Origin of the sequence: Streptomyces sp. NBC_01166, assembly GCF_045039765.1 — a bacterium.
Taxonomy (GTDB): Bacteria; Actinomycetota; Actinomycetes; order Streptomycetales; family Streptomycetaceae; genus Streptomyces.
Genome location: NZ_CP108613.1, coordinates 8002509 through 8019559 on the forward strand (window position 1 = coordinate 8002509; position 17051 = coordinate 8019559).

Here is a 17051-nt window from a genome sequence, read left to right on the forward strand (position 1 = left end):
GTGCCACCCCGTGGAGTATTCGGTCATTCTGCGCTGCCGGGGCCGCCGCTGCTTCGCGGATTCCGCGACCGTCTGCCGACCGAGCTCGCGGCGGACCTCGGCTACAGATGGAGCCGTAGGACGGTCAGCCCACCGTCATAGAAGAACTCGTTGGAGATCCCAGCGATGTGCGGATGACAGCGGAAGTGCTCGTCGAGAAGCAGTGTGCCGCCCGCGGGCTGTTCGGCCGCGTGGAAGGCGGAGTGACGCCGGTAGGCGAGATGGTGCTTCTCCAGCCAGATGGACCGTAGCCCGTTCCCGCGCCGGATGAGAGCCTCGCTGTTGCGGGCTGGTCTGAGTGATGTGCGTGAGCTGCATGGGGTCCCCGATGACCAGGGCGCGCCGAGGCCGCACGGGCCGCGTTGCACACGCGGCTCGTCGAGCCCCTGCACAGGCGATTCGTCCGTGAGGGAGCGGACCGGCCGCGGCTGCGCGCCGGGCAGGTGGCGGCCGCGATGACCGGGGTCCTGCTGGGACGTCACTCCGGCGCCTTCGACGAGCTGGCCGGCGCCGATCCCGCGGACCTGATCGAGCTGCTCCGGGGGACCCTCCTGAGCGAGGACTGATCAGCCAGGCCATCGGCTGCGACGGAAGTGCGGGACGTCAGGCATCAGATCCTCCCGTCGGCCATCTGCCGGACGAGGCCGGCCGCCGGGCACTCCTGGCTGTGCTGCCCCCTTCCCGAGCGCCCGCTCGGCGAGGGGGGACAGCTCTCTCCCGGGTTGAATTACCCCCTCGTTGAATTCCGCTGAGATATGTACGGTGCGCATGGCGAAAACCTGTCGGCTTGAATGCACCTGTCATACTCAATAATTCCGCAGATCCTCCTCATGCCCGTAAAGAGGAATTAACATCGAGAAGGCTCTGCTCTGCTAGCGTCTCCTGCAGGTAAGTTGATCGGCTCGGGTGGTGTGCAGGATTCGGTGGGGGCGCAGATGAAGATTGGAACCCCCCGGGTCATCCGTGCGCAATTCCTTGTGCTTCTCACCACATTCCTGCTGCTCTTGCCGTTCATCACGTCATCCTCGGAGGCGGCGCCTGCGAACGGCACACCCGTGTCCCTCGCCGCCGCCTCGGACGCGGACGCGACCACGCTCCCGGCCGGTTACACACAAGCGGCAACCGATCAGGAATCCGTGTCGTGCGGATCGCACGGGGAAGCCGACCCGCACGGCCTCCGGCGTACGCGCGACCGGCACCGCCCCGCAACCGGCCCGGTTCCGGACGACACGCGCACGCGTTCAGCGGCGGTCCGAGCCCCCACCTTCGACGTTCCGGCGGCCGTGCTCGCCGCGTTCGATCACTCCCATTGCCCGCTGAGAGCCGCAACGGCCCATTCCCCCGCGGTGCTTCAGGTGTTCCGCTGCTGATCCGACCTGTAGGTCCCGGCGCCTGACGACCCACCCGCCACGTCCGCATCGCGCATCGACGTGGGGTCATGTCGTCGTGCCCGTATTCGCCTTCGTAGTCGTCCGTACACCCGACGCGCCTTGATGGCGCGCCAGGAGGAACAACTGTCATGCAACCGTTCATCGAGCACGCTCGCTCGCTGGCCATACGCTCCGCCGTGCGTCCCGAGGAGTTCGCCCGGCTGGCCGCGGGGCAGTCGCCCCAGGTCCTGTTCATCACCTGCTCCGACTCCCGCGTCGTCCCGGCGCTGATCACCGGCGCCCGCCCCGGTGACCTCTTTGAATTGCGCACCGCGGGCAACATCGTCCCGCCGCACGACTCCGGGCACCCCACGAGCGAAGCAGCCACGGTGGAGTACGCGGTGGAGGTACTTGGGGTCCGGGACATCGTCGTCTGCGGTCATTCGCACTGCGGCGCCGTCGGCGCGCTGGTGCGCGGGGACGACCTGACCGCTGTTCCTGCGGTGCGCGACTGGCTCACGCACACGACACCGTGCCCGGAAGGAGAGGCCCATGACGCGGCCGTGACCGAGGCCGTGCAGAACCACGTGTTGACACAGCTGCTGCGTCTGCGCTCCTATCCGTGCATCAAGCAGCGCCTGGACGACGGCAGGTTGAATGTGCACGGCTGGTTCTACGAGGTGCACACGGGCTCCGTAAGCCGGCACGACGTGCACTCCGACTCCTTCCAGGCGCTGTGAGGGAGACCGTGGGCTTCTTGATGAAATTCCCTCACCTGCGACAGGACTTCGCCGCTTCGCTCGTCGTGTTCCTCGTCGCTCTGCCCCTGTGCGTGGGTGTCGCGGTCGCCTCAGGTGTACCGGCCGAACTGGGCCTGATCACGGGCATCGTGGGCGGCCTTGTCACCGGCCTGATGCGGGGGAGCAGCCTTCAGGTCTCGGGCCCCGCGGCCGGGCTGACCGTGCTTGTCTTCGAGGCTGTGCGCGAATTCGGGCTGCCGGCGCTCGGTGCCTTGGTGCTGGTAGCTGGAGTGCTGCAACTCGCCATGGGGACGCTTGGGCTGGGGCGCTGGTTCCGCGCCATCTCGGTCTCGGTCGTCGAGGGCATGCTTGCCGGGATCGGGCTCGTCCTCATCGCGGGGCAGATGTACGCGGCCACCGGCCGGGAAGCCCCTGCCTCCGGGCTGGGCAAGCTGGCCGGGCTGCCGTCGATGCTGATCGAGACCGTCGGCGACACCACGGCCCTCACCTCGCTGGCGCTCGGCGCCGTGACCGTGAGCGTCATGGTGCTCTGGAAGCGGACACCCAAGAAGGTGCAGGTCGTTCCGGGCGCGCTGGCCGCCGTGGCGCTGGCCACGCTCGCCACTCTTGCTCTCAACCTGCCGGTCGCCACGGTAGAGGTGCAGGGCCTGCTCGGCGCCATCCAGCCTCCCGGGCTCGACGCATTCGGTGAGATGGTGAGCGTGAGCGCGCTCGGAACCGTGCTGGCGTTCACGTTGATCGCTTCAGCCGAGTCGCTGTTCAGCGCTGCGGCTGTGGACCGACTGCACGACGGCCCGCGCACTCAGTACGACAAGGAACTGATGGCCCAGGGGGCCGGCAACGCCGTGTGCGGTGCCCTGGGCGCGCTCCCGATGACCGCTGTGATCGTCCGCAGCTCCGCCAATGTCCAGGCGGGTGCGCGGACGAAGGCGTCCCGTGTCCTGCACGGCGTATGGCTGCTGCTCTTCGCGGCACTGCTTCCGTCCGCTCTCGCGCTGATCCCGCTGCCCGCTCTCGCCGGCATTCTCGTGCACGCGGGCTGGAAGCTCATCCCGCTGCGCGCGATCCGGGCCCTGTGGCGGGAACACCGGGGCGAGGCGCTGATTCTCGTCGTGACTGCCGTGTCCATCGTCACGGTGAACATGTTCGAGGGCGTGCTGATCGGCCTGGCCCTGTCCGTCGCCAAGACCGCCTGGGCCGCTTCACACATCGAGTTGGAGGTCGTCGACAAGGGGGCCGGCCCGCTTCAGGTGTACCTGTCCGGCAACGCTACCTTCCTGCGGCTGCCGAAGATTCTCGACAGTCTGGAGAAGCTGCCCCAGGACCGGCCGATCGGACTCGACCTCTCCGGCCTGCACCACCTGGACCACGCGTGCCGGACAGCGCTCGAGAACTGGGCTTCACGCCACAGTGACTCCGAAACCGAGTCGGTCACGATGACCGGGGCGCGTATGACGAAGGCCATGGCCGAGTAACGAATCCGCACCTGTGGGCGAGAGCCGCATCGGCTCTCGATGCGATTGCTGACCGCTGCGTGCCTGGGAGCGCCTCCCGTGGCACGCAGCGGTTCCACCTATGTCCGGCTGCTCGACCGCGAGTGTTCAGGGCGAACCGCGTTTCCCGGTTCTGGGTGCAGCCGGGCGGGTCGGCACGCTGGCCTGGCCTGTTCGAGGCTTGTCTCCGGTGCTCCTCGCTGACCACGTCGCGCACCTCGACCGGAACGCCGTCTGGCTCGCGCGCCCGCGGGCCGGGACGTGCGGGGTGGGTGTGAGCTCAGTCCTGAGCTCACACCCACCCTCGAGGGGCCTTGGCTGTTCCGACGCTCCACGAAGCTAGGAGCCGCAGGGCGGCCGGGCGCAGAGTACGGAGGACTCCGTCGAGGACTACGCCCAGCGCACCGCGGAGGCCACGGGCCGGGGGCCGGATCCGTCCCGCGCACCACGTCGCCACCCTCAGCGTGGGCACCAAGGTCGTCCACCACCCGGTCGCCGGCGAGCTCTCGCTGGACTGGGACACCCTGAGCGCCAGCACGGACCCCGACCAGCAACTGGTCGTACGGACCACGGAAGTCGGCTCCCCTTCCCCTGACGGCCTGCGGATCGTCGCCTCGTGGGCCGCAGGGCAGCATTCGAAGACCGTCGTCGGCCCCGCCGGCTGAACGGGCTCCCGGAAGCTGCCGGCAGTCCGTTGCGCCCTGCATGCCGGGCGTGGGTGTGTCAGGCGCTGCGCGCTCACTCGCGCAGCAGGAAAGCGCCGTCGACGACGACGTCGACGGCGCAACCGAGCGACCGTGCGGTCTCCTCGAACTCCCCGATGTGGATGAAGACGTGGCCCTGGAACCCGGACGTCGAGGGACTGGCACTCATTCGGGATGTCAGGCTTCGGGGATGGCACGGCCGTAGTCTGCGAGTGTGACGCTCGTAGGCTCGGGGCCGCCGCGGCGGCCGGTCTCCAGGGTGTCGATGGCCTTCAGCTCGTCCATGGTCAGCTCGAAGTCGAAGACGTCGATGTTCTCCGCGATGCGGTGGCGCTTGGTCGACTTGGGGATCACGGAGCGGCCGTGCTGCAGGCCCCAGCGGAGCAGCACCTGGGCGGGGCTCTTGCCGTGCGCCTCGGCGATGCCGGTGACGACGGTGTCCTCCAGGACGCTCTTGCGGTTCTCTCCGTACCCCGGGTAGAAGGTGATGCCGCCGATGGGGGACCACGCCTGGTTGAGGATGCCGTGCTCCGTGTCGAAGTCGAGGACGGCGCGCTGCTGGAAGTAGGGGTGGCTCTCCAGCTGGTTGACCGCGGGGACGACGGTGGTGGCGTCGAGCAGCGCGGTCAGGTGCTCGACCATGAAGTTGCTGACGCCGATGGCCCGGACCTTGCCGTCCGCCAGGAGCTTCTCCAGGGCACGGTAGGCGGCGAGGGTCTTGTCGAAGTCCGACGGGAGGGCCTGGTGCAGGATGAGCAGGTCGATGCGGTCGACGCCCAGCTTGGCGGCGCTCTTGTCGAAGCCGTGCAGGGTCTCGTCGTACCCGTAGTCGCTGATCCAGATCTTCGTCTCGATGAAGATCTCTTCGCGGGGTACGGCGGATTCGCGGATGGCTCGGCCGACCTCACGTTCGTTGCCGTACGCCGCGGCGGTGTCGATGTGCCGGTAGCCGAGGTCGAGCGCGGCCGCGACGGCGGCCCGGGTCTCGTCCGGCGGGGTCTGGAAGACGCCGAGTCCGAGGGCGGGCATCTCGACACCGTTGTTGAGGGTGAGGGTCTGCATCACAGGAACCTTTCGGTGGTGGCCCGTGAGGGCATGATGAGGATGACGACGGCCAGGACGGCCAAGGCGAGCAGGAGGGCGGAGCCGGTCAGAGCGGCGCCCGAGCGGCGGGCGATGTCGGCGGCCTCGTGGCCGGTGGAGACAGCGGCGGCGACCGCGGTCAGGATGCTCAGGCTCAGTGCGCTGCCGATCTGGTGCACGGTGTTGACGAGACCCGCGCCGGCGCCCGCGTCCGCCGGCGCGACGCCGTCGACACCGCTCGAGGTCATAGGAGCCAGAGCCAGCCCCTGTCCGGCGCCGATGAGCACCATGGGCAGTGCCACTCCCGTCATGTAGGGGGTGTGCAGGTCGAGGCGGCTGAGCCAGGCCATGCCGGCCGCGGTCAGGGCGACCCCGGTAAGCAGCACTTTCGGCCTGCTCATCCACTCCAGCAACCGCGGCACCTGGACCGCGAGGACGAAATTGATCAGCGTCATCGGCAGGAAGGAGAGACCCGCCTGCAACGGCGTCCAGTGGTAGACGCTCTGCACGAACTGCGCGGTGAAGAAGAACCCCATCATCGCGCCCATGTAGAGCATCCGGGTGACGTAGGCGCCGCTGCGCTCCCGGCTCGGTCGCGACGCCGGGCGCGGCGCGGTGGTGGTCAGGTCACCTGACGTTCCCAGGGCTCCTCGGGGGCTCGGGCCCGTTGGACGCCCGTCGTGGACGTCCCCGGTTCCGGACGAAGGCGCTGTGCGCACGGTGCTCCTCAAGATCGGTCTCTGGCTGGGGCCCGGTATCGACCGGCCGGGACCTCGCCCTGTCCAGAGAACCGCGCCTCGGCCCGAAGGTGGGAGTCACTGCTCTTCCAGGTAATGGCAGTACCTCGCAGGCACTCGCTGACAGATCTACCGTGAGGAGACCGGCACGGGATTCACGATGATCGAAGGAGCCACCGCATGTGCGCCCTCGCAGCCACCGCAGAAGCTCCGGGACCTGAGCATGGCTGACACCGACAGGAAGTCTCTGGCCGCCGAGGTCCGCGAGTTCCTGAGCACCCGGCGGGCCCGGATCACCCCGGAGCAGGCCGGGCTGCCGGTCTACGGCGGGAACCGTCGTGTCGCCGGCCTTCGCCGTGAGGAGGTCGCGCTGCTCGCGGGCATGAGTGTGGACTACTACATCCGGCTCGAGCGTGGGAATCTCACCGGCGCTTCGGACTCGGTGCTCGACGCCCTCGCGCACGCACTCCAGCTGGACGAGGCCGAACGCACCCACCTCTACGACCTCGCCCGCACGGCGACGCCCTCGGGCCGACGGCCCACGGTGACCGCGTCCCGTGTGCGGCCCACGATCCTGCGGCTGCTCGACTCGATGACCGACGTGCCGGCGTATGTGCGCAATGCGCGCTTCGACATCCTGGCCGCCAACTCACTGGGACGGGCGCTCTACGCACCCGTCTTCGACTCGCCTCTTTTCGCCAGGCGCGGTCCGGTCAACAGCGCCCGCTTCATGTTCCTCGACCCTGCCGGCCAGGAGTTCTGGACGGACTGGGATAAGGGCGCCGACGACGCGGTGGCCTTTCTGCGCACCGAAACGGGCCGGGCGCCCCACGACAAGGCGCTCACCGATCTGATCGGAGAGCTGACGACCCGAAGTGACGGGTTCGCCAGGCGGTGGGCCCGCCACGACGTGAAGTTCCACCGTTCCGGCGTCAAGACACTTCACCACCCGCTGGTCGGCGATCTCGCGCTGCCCTACGAGGCGATGGACCTGCCGGCCGATCCCGGCCTGCGTCTCAACTTCTACACCCCCGAACCGGACTCCCGGGAGCGGGAGGCGCTGGACCTGCTCGCCAGCTGGGCGAGTGCCGGCACCGTCGTTCCCACCGTGAACGACTGACCACCACACGATCGAGGAGAGCTCTTTCATGCAGTACCGACCACTCGGCCGCACCGGCGTCCACGTCAGCCCGCTCTGCCTGGGCGCGATGATGTTCGGCCCCTGGGGCAACGAGGACGAAGCCGACTCGATCCGGATCATCCACCGTGCCCTTGACGCAGGGATCAACTTCGTCGACACCGCGGACGTGTACTCGGCCGGCGTCTCGGAGGAGATCGTCGGCAAGGCCCTGAAAGGCCGCCGCGAGGGCGTGTTTCTGGCGACCAAGTTCTTCATGCCGATGGATCAAAACGACGCCAACCAGCGCGGCGGCTCGCGGCGTTGGATCATCCGTGAGGTCGAGAACTCCCTGCGGCGGCTTGGTACCGACCACATCGACCTCTACCAGGTCCACCGCCCCAGCCCCGACACAGACGTCTCGGAAACCCTCGGCGCCCTCTCCGACCTCGTCCACCAGGGGAAGGTCCGTTACATCGGATCCTCTTCCTACTCCGGCTCCCAGATCGTCGAGGCCCAGTGGGTCTCGCGCGAGCGCAACCTGGAGCGGTTCGTGACCGAGCAGCCGCCCTACTCGATCCTCGTCCGCGGCATCGAGGAGGACGTGCTCCCCACCGCGAGCCGCCATGGCATGGGCACCCTCACCTACAGTCCGCTCTCCGGAGGCTGGCTCTCCGGTCGCTACCGCAAGCACGCCTCCGCGGGGCCCGCCTCTGCGGCCCGGCCCCAGGCACGCTTCGACATGAGCACCCCCGCCAACCAGCGCAAGCTCGACGCCGTCGAACAACTCGCCGTCCTGGCCGAGAAGGCCGGTCTCACACTCATCGAGCTCGCCGTCGCCTTCGTCATCAGCCACCCCGGCGTCACCTCGGCGATCATCGGGCCCCGCACCATGGAACAGTTGGACGCGTTTCTGCCCGCCGCCGACGTCACGCTTCCGCCGGACGTACTCGACGCCATCGACGAGATCGTCGCCCCCGGCGTCACGGTCAACCCGGTCGACAACAGCTACGGCGCCTTCGAGCTGCACGCCGACCAGCGGCGAAGGTGACGCGGCACGGTCCCGCAGGTCACGGGTTCGCCGGCCGGGGACACGGGAGGCGCACCTCGAGGGCCGCCGCCTGGCCGCGGCCGACCATCTCGGCTTGCACGTGGTCGTCTAGACGCCGGGAGACCGCAGCGCGGGGAAGACCGTGTTCACCAGATGGAGAACGGTGCGTGTCAGCATCAGGTGCAGGTCGCTGCGGCTGAGAGTGCCACGCACCAGCCATTCCCGGGAGGCGGCTTTGAGCATGCCGCTGTGGGCGCGGATCATTGCCCGTAGTTGCTGCCGGCCTTCGACGACGTCGGTCATCATTGCCGCCTCCAGCACGCGGTCGGTGGCGATCTCGTCGGCCTCGAGCATGATCCGGTCGATCTCCGGGTCGTTGCCGAGTGCTTCCAGGCCGATGGCGGACAGCCACATCTCACGGTTGCGCTCTACGACTTCGAGCCATCTGTCCACGCAGATCGACAGGCGTTCCTCCGGGGTCGTCGGGGGAAGTCGCTCCGACACCGACGCGGGGACGACCATCATCTGCCGTACCACCTCCAGGTAGAGCTGCCGCTTGCTGCCGAAGTAGTGACTCACCAGAGCACGGGCCACTTCGGCCTCTGCGGCGATGTCGGAGATGGACACCGTGGCGTAGCTCCTGGCCCCGAACAGCCTGCGCGCCACGCCGAGAATCTCGGCACGCCGGGCCTCCGGCTCCATTCGGCGTAGCCGGGTCCGGCGCTGAACGCTCATGCCGTCATTCTCCCTTCGTGCCCCTGGCGGAGCGGGCTTCAGGTGTACATCGACTCGATCGTGGCGGCGTGGAGTTCGTCGATGGCGCGGCGACGCAGGCTCAGTTTCGGTGTCAGCTCGCCTGTCTCCACTGTCCACGGGCCCGGCAGCACACGGTGCTTCCTCACCCGCTCCGGGCGGGACAGTGCCGTGTTGGCCTCTGCGACCGCCTCGTCCAGGGCTGCCAGCACCACTGGGTGGCGGGACAACTCCTCCAGGCCGCATGCGTCGACACCGTTCGCCTCCGCCCAGAGCGGTGCCGTCTCCTCGTCGAGCACCACCAATGCCGTGATGTACCTACGCCTGTCTCCGATCGCGACGGCATGGGCGACCAAGGGGTGGGCCCGTAGCAGGGACTCGACCCTGGTCGGGGCGACGTTCTTGCCGCCGTCGGTGATGATGATCTCCCTCTTGCGATCGGTGACCGTCACGACCCCTCTGCAGTCGACCATCCCGACATCGCCGGTGGCCAGCCAGCCTTCCGCGTCGGTCGCCGGATCGACGCGTCCGTCGGGCTGAAGGTAACCGGTGAAGACCACGGGGCCACGAACGAGGAGCTCGCCGTCCCGGGCCTCCTTGACTTCCATGCCAGGCGCCGGCAGCCCGACCGAGCCGATCGCGAACACCTCGGCGGTACTCACGGTCGCCGCCCCGGTGGTCTCGCTCAGGCCCCACACCTCGTAGACGGGAAGGCCCACGCTCGCCAGGAACTCCAGTACAGCGGTGGAAACGGGCGCCGCACCGCTGAAAGCCCGGCGGCATTCGTCGAGCCCGATGGCGGCGCGGAGGGGCCGCAACAGCTGCGTGTCCAGTTGTTCCAACGGCTCGGTGAGGTCCGCAGGAAGCTGCTTGCCTTCGGAGTGCAGGCGAAACACTTCCAGGACGGTGGTCCTCGCCTGTGTGATCGGCTCGGCCTGATCCTCGGTGAAGACGGCCAGCTTCGCCCGGAGACCGACGGCGAGTCTCTCCCACACCCGTGGGACCCCGAAAAAACTGTGCGGGCGCACCACGAGCAGAGTGGGCAGGAGCTGGTCGGGGTGCGGGCAGATCGTGACGTGCCCGGCGTTGCAGATCGGCATGTATATCCCGAGCACCCGCTCGGCGACGTGCGCCAGAGGCAGGTACGCGACCGATCGGGGATGCTCCGGTACGGGGGCGAGCTGATCCTGCATCAGGGACTCGTAAATCACGTTCCGGTGGGAGAGCACCACTCCCTTGGGGTCGCCGGTGGTGCCGGATGTGTACACAAGGGCCAGCGGCTGGTCGGCGGTGGTGGCATCGGTAAGCGCCTCGAACGCCTCGTCGTCGGGCGGTACGGCGCCACGCAAGGCCGTGTAGCCGACGAAGCGCGGATCGTCGACGGGAGCGGCTGCCCAGTCGAGGACGACGACGGCGCGCAGGTCCGGCAAGCCGTCCAGAACCGGCTTCCAGCGCCGCACCTGTTCCTCCCCCTCCAGGACGACGACGGTGGCTCCGCTGTGCCGGGCCACGGCGCCGATCTGTTCGGTGCTCAAGGTGTCGTAGATGCTGCACGGCAGTGCGCCCACGTGAATCGCGGCCAGGTCGGCGATCCAGTGCTCCGCCCGCTTGGACATCGCGATGAGCACCCGGTCGCCCCGCTCCAGGCCGAGCGTGCTGAAACCGCGGGTGAGGGCAGCGACTTCCGCACGCAACTGCGACCAGGTCAGTGTTACCGCTCCCGGATCGATTCCGGTGGTCAGCGCGGGATGGTCGGCGAATTGCTGTGCGTTCCGGCGCACCAACCCAGTGATGGTCAAACCTTCGACGGACTTGTGCAGCTGCGCTGCTGTAGCCACGACGGGCTCCCTCCATTGTGAACCGCGAGCGCTTCCGTCGAGCGGCTCTCACAGTGGAGCCCTTATTGGCTTGGTGTCAACAGTGCTGCTGTGCCGAGAGGGGCGGGCGGGAGACTCTGTGGGGGCACTGCCAAAACACCTTCTGCGTGGGGCTGTTGGAACCAAGTCTGCGATTGACGCTGAGCCGGCAGACAGTCGTTCCGCGACGCCGTACGTGCCCCCTGCAACCTCCCTGATTCCGCTGAGGCTCTGGCGCCCAGGCTCCTGTTGTGCTCCCCTGAGATACAGAGATGCTCGATGTGTTTCACCGTATCAAAAGGGTCGCAGGGCTACAGGTCTGCACGCAGGACTCAAGGAGGAGTTCGAAACGATGGATCGACTCAGCAGGCGAAGGATGCTGCTCACCGGCGGGGCTTTAGGCGCGTTCGGGGCGCTGAGCATGGCGTCACCGGCTCACGCCCGGTCCCTGTGGACGTGGGCACCGAGCGGTTCGGTTGCTGGCAAGGGGGCGGGGCTCGACCCCGACTGGGTCTGGGACGAAGAGGTGGACCGGCTGGTCGCGGCCGTGATCGACCGGGGTGACGTTCCCCGGGTCAACGAGTTGCTACGGCAGTGGACCCGCAACGACCAGTCGCTGCCGGCCGCCCTCCCGGCGGACCTGCGGGAGTACATGGAACGGGCGCGCCAGCTGCCGGCCTGGGCCGACCGGGCCAAGCTGGAAGTGGCGGCCGAGTTCAACAAGTCGCGGGGTCTCTACCTCAACCTGCTCAACGGAGTGGGCGGCGGCATGCTGAGCACCGCCATCCCGAGGGAGGCGCGCAGCGTCTACTACTCCAAGGGCGGCGCCGACATGGAGGACCGTGTCGCCAAGACGAGCATGCTCGGGTTCGCCGTCGGAGACCTGAAGGCCTATCGCCCCGACGGCGACGTCATCGTGCAAGCCGTCAAGACCCGGCTGGTGCACGCGGCGGTCCGGCACCTCCTGCCGAACTCCCCGGGCTGGTCCAGGACCAGCGGCGGCCAGACGGTTCCGATCAGTCAGGCGGACATGCTGGTCACCTGGCACAGCCTGCCCACCTACGCCATGCGGAAGATGCTCGAGTGGAAGGTTCCGATCACCTCCACCGAGGCGGAGGGCTATCTCCATGTGTGGCAGGTGACCGCGCACATGCTCGGCATCCGTGACGAGTACATCCCCGCCACGTGGGACGAGGCCGACGCTCAGTCCAAGCAGGTCCTCGACCCGATCCTCGGCCCGACGTCCGAAGGCGTGGAACTGACCGACATCCTGCTGGGACAGCTCGCGGAGCAGACCAGTCCTGGCGGCATTGACCGCCCCCTCGTCAACGCGCTCGGCCGGTACCTGGTCGGAGACCAGGTGGCCGACTGGGACGGCATCCCCAAGGAACCGTTCTGGGAGAAGGCGATCGCAACCGCCTGGCCGAAGCTGGTGGCCTTCCGGGAGAAGCTGATCCCGCTGCCGCTGGTTCCCCCGCTCGCCTGGACGATCGACGAGGCGGCCCGGAAGTACATCCTCTTCTACCTCACCAAGGGACAGGGAACGGAGATCAGCCTCCCCGAGACCAACCGTCCTGGCTGAAGCCACGACGGACATTCTCGGAGCAGCCGGACTCCGGTCGGCCCTCGGGCTCGGTGCGGAGGCCGGAGCACCACCTTCATCAGTGCACACGTCTTCGCGTTCTCTCGCAGGACGGTGCCCATCGGTCGATCCTCAAGGAGGAGTTGAACGACATGGACGGACTCAGCAGGCGCAGGATGTTGATGGCGGGCGGGGCGCTGGGAGCGCTCGGTGCTCTGGGGGCGGCCTCACCCGCTCAGGCGCGCCCCGCGTGGACGTGGGCGCCGAGCGGCTCGGTGGCAGGCAAGGGGGCGGGGCTCGACCCCGAGTGGGTGTGGGACGAGGAGGCCGACCCGGTACTCGCCGCGGTGATCGAGCGTGGCGAGGTGGCCAAGGTCAACAAGTTGTTGCGGCAGTGGACCCGCAACGACCAGTCCCTGCCGGCCGGACTCCCCTCGGACCTGCGGGACTTCATGGAGACGGCCCGGAAGATGCCGACCTGGGCGGACAAGAGCAAGCTCGATGCCGCTGCCCGGTTCACCACGAAGAAGGGGATCTACACCGGCGCCCTGTACGGTCTGGGCAGTGGAATGATGAGCACGGCCATCCCCAGGGAGGCGCGCGCCGTCTACTACTCGAAGGGCGGTGCGGACATGAAGGACCGCATCGCCAAAACCGCTCAGTTGGGCTACGACGTCGGCGACCTGGACGCCTACCGGCCCCAGGGCGGGATGGTCGTCACCGCCGTGAAGACCCGGCTGGTGCACGCGGCGGTCCGCCACCTGCTGCCGCAGTCCCCTGGATGGGCCAGGTCCGGCGACGGCCAGACGATCCCGATCAGCCAGGCCGACATGATGGTCACCTGGCACAGCCTGCCCACGTTTGTCATGCGCAAGTTAATCGACTGGAGGGTCCCGATCACCTCCGCGGAGTCGGAGGGCTTCCTGCATGTGTGGCAGGTGACCGCGCACATGATGGGCATTCTGGACGAGTACATCCCCGCCACCTGGGACGATGCGAACGCCCAGGCCAAGCAGGCGCTCGACCCGGTGCTGGCCTCCACATCCGAGGGTGAGGAGCTGACGGACGTACTCCTCGACATCGTCGCCGAACTCGACGCCGGCCTGACCCGGCCCCTGATCAACGCCTTCGCCAGATACACGCTCGGGGACCGGACCGGTGACCTGGTCGGGCTGGACAAGGAACCGTTCTGGCAGCCACTGATCAGCGCCGCCTGGCCGTTGCTGGTGGCCTTCCGCGAGGGGCTGATCCCGCTGCCGCTCGTGCCCGCGGGCGCGTGGGTCGTGGAGGAGGCCATCCGTAAGTTCGTGCTGCTCTTCCTCTCCGAAGGAAAGGGAATTCACCTCGAGATCCCTGACGCCAACCGCCCGGCCTGAGCCGAAGGCACAAGGCGCGCCGCGGGGTGGGCCGCTGGTGCAACCCCGCGCCGCGCCCCAGGCCCTGGACGTACCCTCCTGGCCACCACAGACCTGGATGCCCAGAGCGATGACGACGACGCGCGGTGATGGAATGATGAAGACGATCTACAGGCATGCTCCCGAGACTGGTTCCGCCACAACCACACATGGAAAAGCCGAGCATCGGCCGCCCTTGCGGCATCATGACGGCTTCGGCACCGCGAACTCCGTCAATGCCGCGGCGGCCGAGCCGGGAGAAGGAACCATATGACCGGCACCGACCACACGGCTCAGCAGGAAGCGGATCCGCACAGCGTCGGCAGGCGCAGGTTCCTCGGCTACGTGCTGGCCGCTCCCACTCTGATGGCGGCCGCCGAACTCGTCGCCGCCCCCGAGGCCCAGGCGGACATCCCCTCGCCGGAAGTCACGGAACTGGTCGATCTCAACGACGTGATGACCGTAGCGGCCCTGCCGACCTCCGGGTTGATCACCGTGGAGGTCAATCACGACGGCACCGTGTCCTTCGCGCTGCCGCGGGCCGAAGTGGGACAGGGCATCACCACATCGACGGCCATGCTGATCGCCGAGGAACTCGATGTGCCCGTGGAGCGGATACAGGTCACACTGGCCGACGCACGGCCGGAGCTGCTGTTCAACCAGCTGACCGGCGCGTCCAACACGACGATCTCGACCTACACCCCGGTCCGGGTCGCCGCGGCCATCGCCCGGGGCCGTCTGCTCGAAGCCGCAGCAAGCAGACTCGGCGCCCCCGTCAGCGAGCTGACCTTGAAGGCGGGGGTCGTCACCGGCCCGTCGGGCAGGAGTGTCGGTATCGGCGCACTGTCGGCCCAGGCCGCGGGTGTCCGTACCCAGCGGGTGGCCGTCGCCCTCAAACCGCGGGAAGAGTTCACCGTCATCGGCAAGCCGCACAGCCGCGTCGACGCTCTCGCCGCGGTCACCGGACGTAAGACGTTCGCCATGGACCTCACGGTCCCGGATGCCCAACCGACCATGGTGTGCCGCCCGCCCACCATCAACGGCAAGGTGGGATCGGTGGCCAACCTCACCGAGGTCCGCGGTATGCCGGGTGTCACCGACGTGGTCACGATCTCCACCGGGGTGGCCGTCCGTGCGAGGACCTTCGGCCAGTGCATCGACGCGGTACGCGCACTGCGTGTGTCGTGGAAGCCTGGCAGTGCCGAGGGAAAGTCCGACGAGACCGTGCTCAAGGAGTTGCAGGCCGCCGAACTCCCGCTCGGCCTGCCACCTCTCACACCGAGCGTGGAGGGCAAGTTCACCTTTTACTTCCGCAGCAACAGCGCACTCGAGACCAACTGCGCCGTAGCCGATGTACGACCCGACCGGGCCGAGATCTGGTCGAGCCTGAAAGCACCGATCGTCGCGAAGGAAGCGATCGCCGCCAAGCTCGGCCTGCCACTCGGAGCGGTCACCGTGCATGTAACCGAGGGCGGCGGTTCCTTCGGCCGGAAGCTGTTCTTCGACGCCGCGCTGGAGGCCGTTGAAATCTCCCGGAAGATCGGCAAACCGGTCAAGCTCATGTGGCACCGCGCGGACGACTCCCGGCAGGGGCGTGCCCACCCCATGGCCACCTCACGCGTACGCATCGCCTACCTCGGCAACACCGTCCTCAGCTACAAGCAACGGCATACGAGTGTCGCCACCGACCTCAGCCACGGCCTCGGTGAAATCTTCACCGCCCTGGCCGCGAAGCTGCCCGTGGGAGACATCGGTTTTTCCGAGACGTTCTTCCAGCTCTCCCAGTCGATGCCCTACAACTTCGGTGCGAACAGCCGGCTTCTGAGTGAGACGGACAAGAGCTTCAACACGGGCAGCATGCGCAACGTCTATTCTCCGGACGCCACCTGCGCACGAGAGCTCGTGGTGGACCAGCTCGCCGAGAAGATGGGCAAGGACCCCTTCAGGATCAGGCGTGACTTCCTCAGGGACGACCGATCCCGGGCGGTGCTGGAGAAGGTCGCCGAGGTCGGACAGTGGGGCCGGACGATGCCGGCGGGCACGGCCCAGGGAATCGCCTTCCACTCGGAGTACCACGCTGTCAGCGCGGTGCTGGCGGAGATCGACTGCAGGCCGGAGACGGTCGAGCGCCCCATCCGCAACGGTGTGGCCGGACCACGCGTGACCAGGGTCGTCGTCGCTGTGGACGTCGGCCTCGCTGTCAACCCACGCGGTCTGGAGGCGCAGATGATGGGTTGCGTCATGGACGGCATCGCCCTGACCTTGACGTCCAGCCTGCACCTGCGCGATGGGCACTTTCTGGAAGCCAGCTGGGACAACTACTTCTACACCCGTCAGTGGAACACGCCGCCCGAGATGGACATCATCGTCATGCCGACGACCACAGGCAAACCAGGGGGTGCCGGAGAACTGGGTGTCGCGGCGTCGATGGCCGCAGTCGCCTGTGCCTACGGCCGCGCCACCGGAACGATGCCCACCAGCTTTCCGGTCAACCACGGCACGCTGTCCTTCGACCCCAAACCGACCGTGCCCCCCATCCCCGAGTCGCCCACCGACGGCCTTGGGCACGTCCGCTGACGCAAGGAGAGCCCATGCCTGAGCACACATTTCGCCTCAACGGCGAGCTGGTCACCGTCGACGTCGAGAACAACGTGCGCCTCCTGTGGGTGCTGCGGGACATCCTGGGCGTCACCGGTCCGAAGTACGGATGCGGCATCAACGTCTGTAAAGCGTGCACCAGCCATCTCAACGGCAAAGCGGTCAACCCCTGTGCGGTCCCGGTCAGCGCCCTCCGGGCCACCGACGAGATCACCACGATCGAAGGACTCCCGGCCACGGTGGGGGCGGACCTGCACCCCATGCAGCAGGCGTGGATCGATCAAGACGTCGCCCAGTGCGGTTACTGTCAGCCCGGCCAGATCATGGCCGCCGTCGCACTGGTCCGACGGGTGGTCGAAGAAGGCCGCGAGATCACCGAAGCCGACCTGGACGGCATCCGCAACATCTGCCGTTGCGGCACCTACTTCCGTATCCGGGACGCGATCAGGACGGGTGCCGAGAACATGTGAGTGACACGGCACGCGTGGCTGGACCGGGTGGGGCAGGTTCTTC

Annotated in this window: 15 protein-coding genes and 1 pseudogene; 11 read left to right on the forward strand and 5 right to left on the reverse strand. The window is 68.0% G+C overall.

Features of this window, described 5'->3' with window-relative positions; all coding sequences use genetic code 11:
- Positions 1 to 401: 401 nt before the first annotated feature.
- The 5 genes and pseudogenes from OG379_RS36225 to OG379_RS36245 all read left to right on the forward strand — a co-directional run.
- Entirely contained in the window at positions 402 to 605 is a 204-nt protein-coding gene (locus OG379_RS36225) for a hypothetical protein (protein WP_405667473.1), read from the forward strand.
- 345 nt (positions 606 to 950) lie between these two features.
- On the forward strand, positions 951 to 1409 hold the full coding sequence (locus tag OG379_RS36230) for a hypothetical protein (RefSeq protein WP_405667474.1): 459 nt from the start codon (positions 951 to 953) through the stop codon (positions 1407 to 1409).
- 149 nt (positions 1410 to 1558) lie between these two features.
- Positions 1559 to 2149, forward strand: coding sequence for a carbonic anhydrase (locus tag OG379_RS36235; protein WP_405667475.1), 591 nt, complete (start codon positions 1559 to 1561; stop codon positions 2147 to 2149).
- Between the two features lie 20 nt (positions 2150 to 2169).
- Entirely contained in the window at positions 2170 to 3645 is a 1476-nt protein-coding gene (locus tag OG379_RS36240) for a SulP family inorganic anion transporter (RefSeq protein ID WP_405668774.1), read from the forward strand.
- Between the two features lie 458 nt (positions 3646 to 4103).
- Positions 4104 to 4328: pseudogene (locus OG379_RS36245) on the forward strand (transcriptional regulator); the annotation flags it as partial.
- A 73-nt stretch (positions 4329 to 4401) separates the two neighbouring features.
- On the opposite strand, the gene OG379_RS36250 reads toward OG379_RS36245, so the two are convergent.
- From OG379_RS36250 to OG379_RS36260, 3 genes are read right to left on the reverse strand one after another with little or no spacing between them, the layout of a single operon-like run.
- The gene (locus OG379_RS36250; protein WP_405667476.1) at positions 4402 to 4536 is read right to left on the reverse strand and encodes a hypothetical protein; all 135 of its coding nucleotides are present in this window, start codon (positions 4534 to 4536) and stop codon (positions 4402 to 4404) included.
- 8 nt (positions 4537 to 4544) lie between these two features.
- The gene (locus OG379_RS36255) at positions 4545 to 5429 is read right to left on the reverse strand and encodes an aldo/keto reductase (protein ID WP_405667477.1); all 885 of its coding nucleotides are present in this window, start codon (positions 5427 to 5429) and stop codon (positions 4545 to 4547) included.
- Positions 5429 to 6169: an MFS transporter gene (locus tag OG379_RS36260; protein ID WP_405667478.1), complete on the reverse strand. Its 741-nt coding sequence runs from the start codon at positions 6167 to 6169 to the stop codon at positions 5429 to 5431. Before OG379_RS36260 ends, OG379_RS36255 begins: the two co-directional genes overlap by 1 nt.
- A 241-nt stretch (positions 6170 to 6410) precedes the next feature.
- Here OG379_RS36260 and OG379_RS36265 point away from each other — a divergent pair, with 241 nt between their 5' ends.
- Both OG379_RS36265 and OG379_RS36270 read left to right on the forward strand, forming a co-directional pair.
- Complete coding sequence (locus OG379_RS36265) at positions 6411 to 7307, forward strand: helix-turn-helix transcriptional regulator (RefSeq protein ID WP_405667480.1); 897 nt, start codon at positions 6411 to 6413, stop codon at positions 7305 to 7307.
- A 28-nt stretch (positions 7308 to 7335) separates the two neighbouring features.
- A complete protein-coding gene (locus OG379_RS36270; RefSeq protein ID WP_405667481.1) occupies positions 7336 to 8355 on the forward strand; it encodes an aldo/keto reductase in 1020 nt (339 codons plus the stop codon).
- A 108-nt stretch (positions 8356 to 8463) separates the two neighbouring features.
- Here the strand turns inward: OG379_RS36270 and OG379_RS36275 are convergent, their stop codons facing one another.
- Complete coding sequence (locus tag OG379_RS36275) at positions 8464 to 9090, reverse strand: TetR/AcrR family transcriptional regulator (RefSeq protein WP_405667482.1); 627 nt, start codon at positions 9088 to 9090, stop codon at positions 8464 to 8466.
- Positions 9091 to 9128: 38 nt separating this feature from the next.
- Positions 9129 to 10946, reverse strand: a complete 1818-nt coding sequence (locus OG379_RS36280) for an AMP-dependent synthetase/ligase (protein WP_405667483.1) — start codon at positions 10944 to 10946, stop codon at positions 9129 to 9131.
- A 439-nt stretch (positions 10947 to 11385) separates the two neighbouring features.
- Here OG379_RS36280 and OG379_RS36285 point away from each other — a divergent pair, with 439 nt between their 5' ends.
- From OG379_RS36285 to OG379_RS36300, 4 genes are all read left to right on the forward strand, one after another.
- A complete protein-coding gene (locus OG379_RS36285; protein WP_405667484.1) occupies positions 11386 to 12546 on the forward strand; it encodes an oxygenase MpaB family protein in 1161 nt (386 codons plus the stop codon).
- 152 nt (positions 12547 to 12698) lie between these two features.
- Entirely contained in the window at positions 12699 to 13922 is a 1224-nt protein-coding gene (locus OG379_RS36290) for an oxygenase MpaB family protein (protein ID WP_405667485.1), read from the forward strand.
- Positions 13923 to 14210: 288 nt separating this feature from the next.
- Positions 14211 to 16517 carry a molybdopterin cofactor-binding domain-containing protein gene (locus tag OG379_RS36295; protein WP_405667486.1) on the forward strand — a complete coding sequence of 769 codons (2307 nt, stop codon included), beginning with the start codon at positions 14211 to 14213 and terminating at the stop codon, positions 16515 to 16517.
- A gap of 14 nt (positions 16518 to 16531) precedes the next feature.
- Positions 16532 to 17008, forward strand: coding sequence for a (2Fe-2S)-binding protein (locus OG379_RS36300; RefSeq protein ID WP_393759649.1), 477 nt, complete (start codon positions 16532 to 16534; stop codon positions 17006 to 17008).
- Positions 17009 to 17051 lie beyond the last annotated feature (43 nt).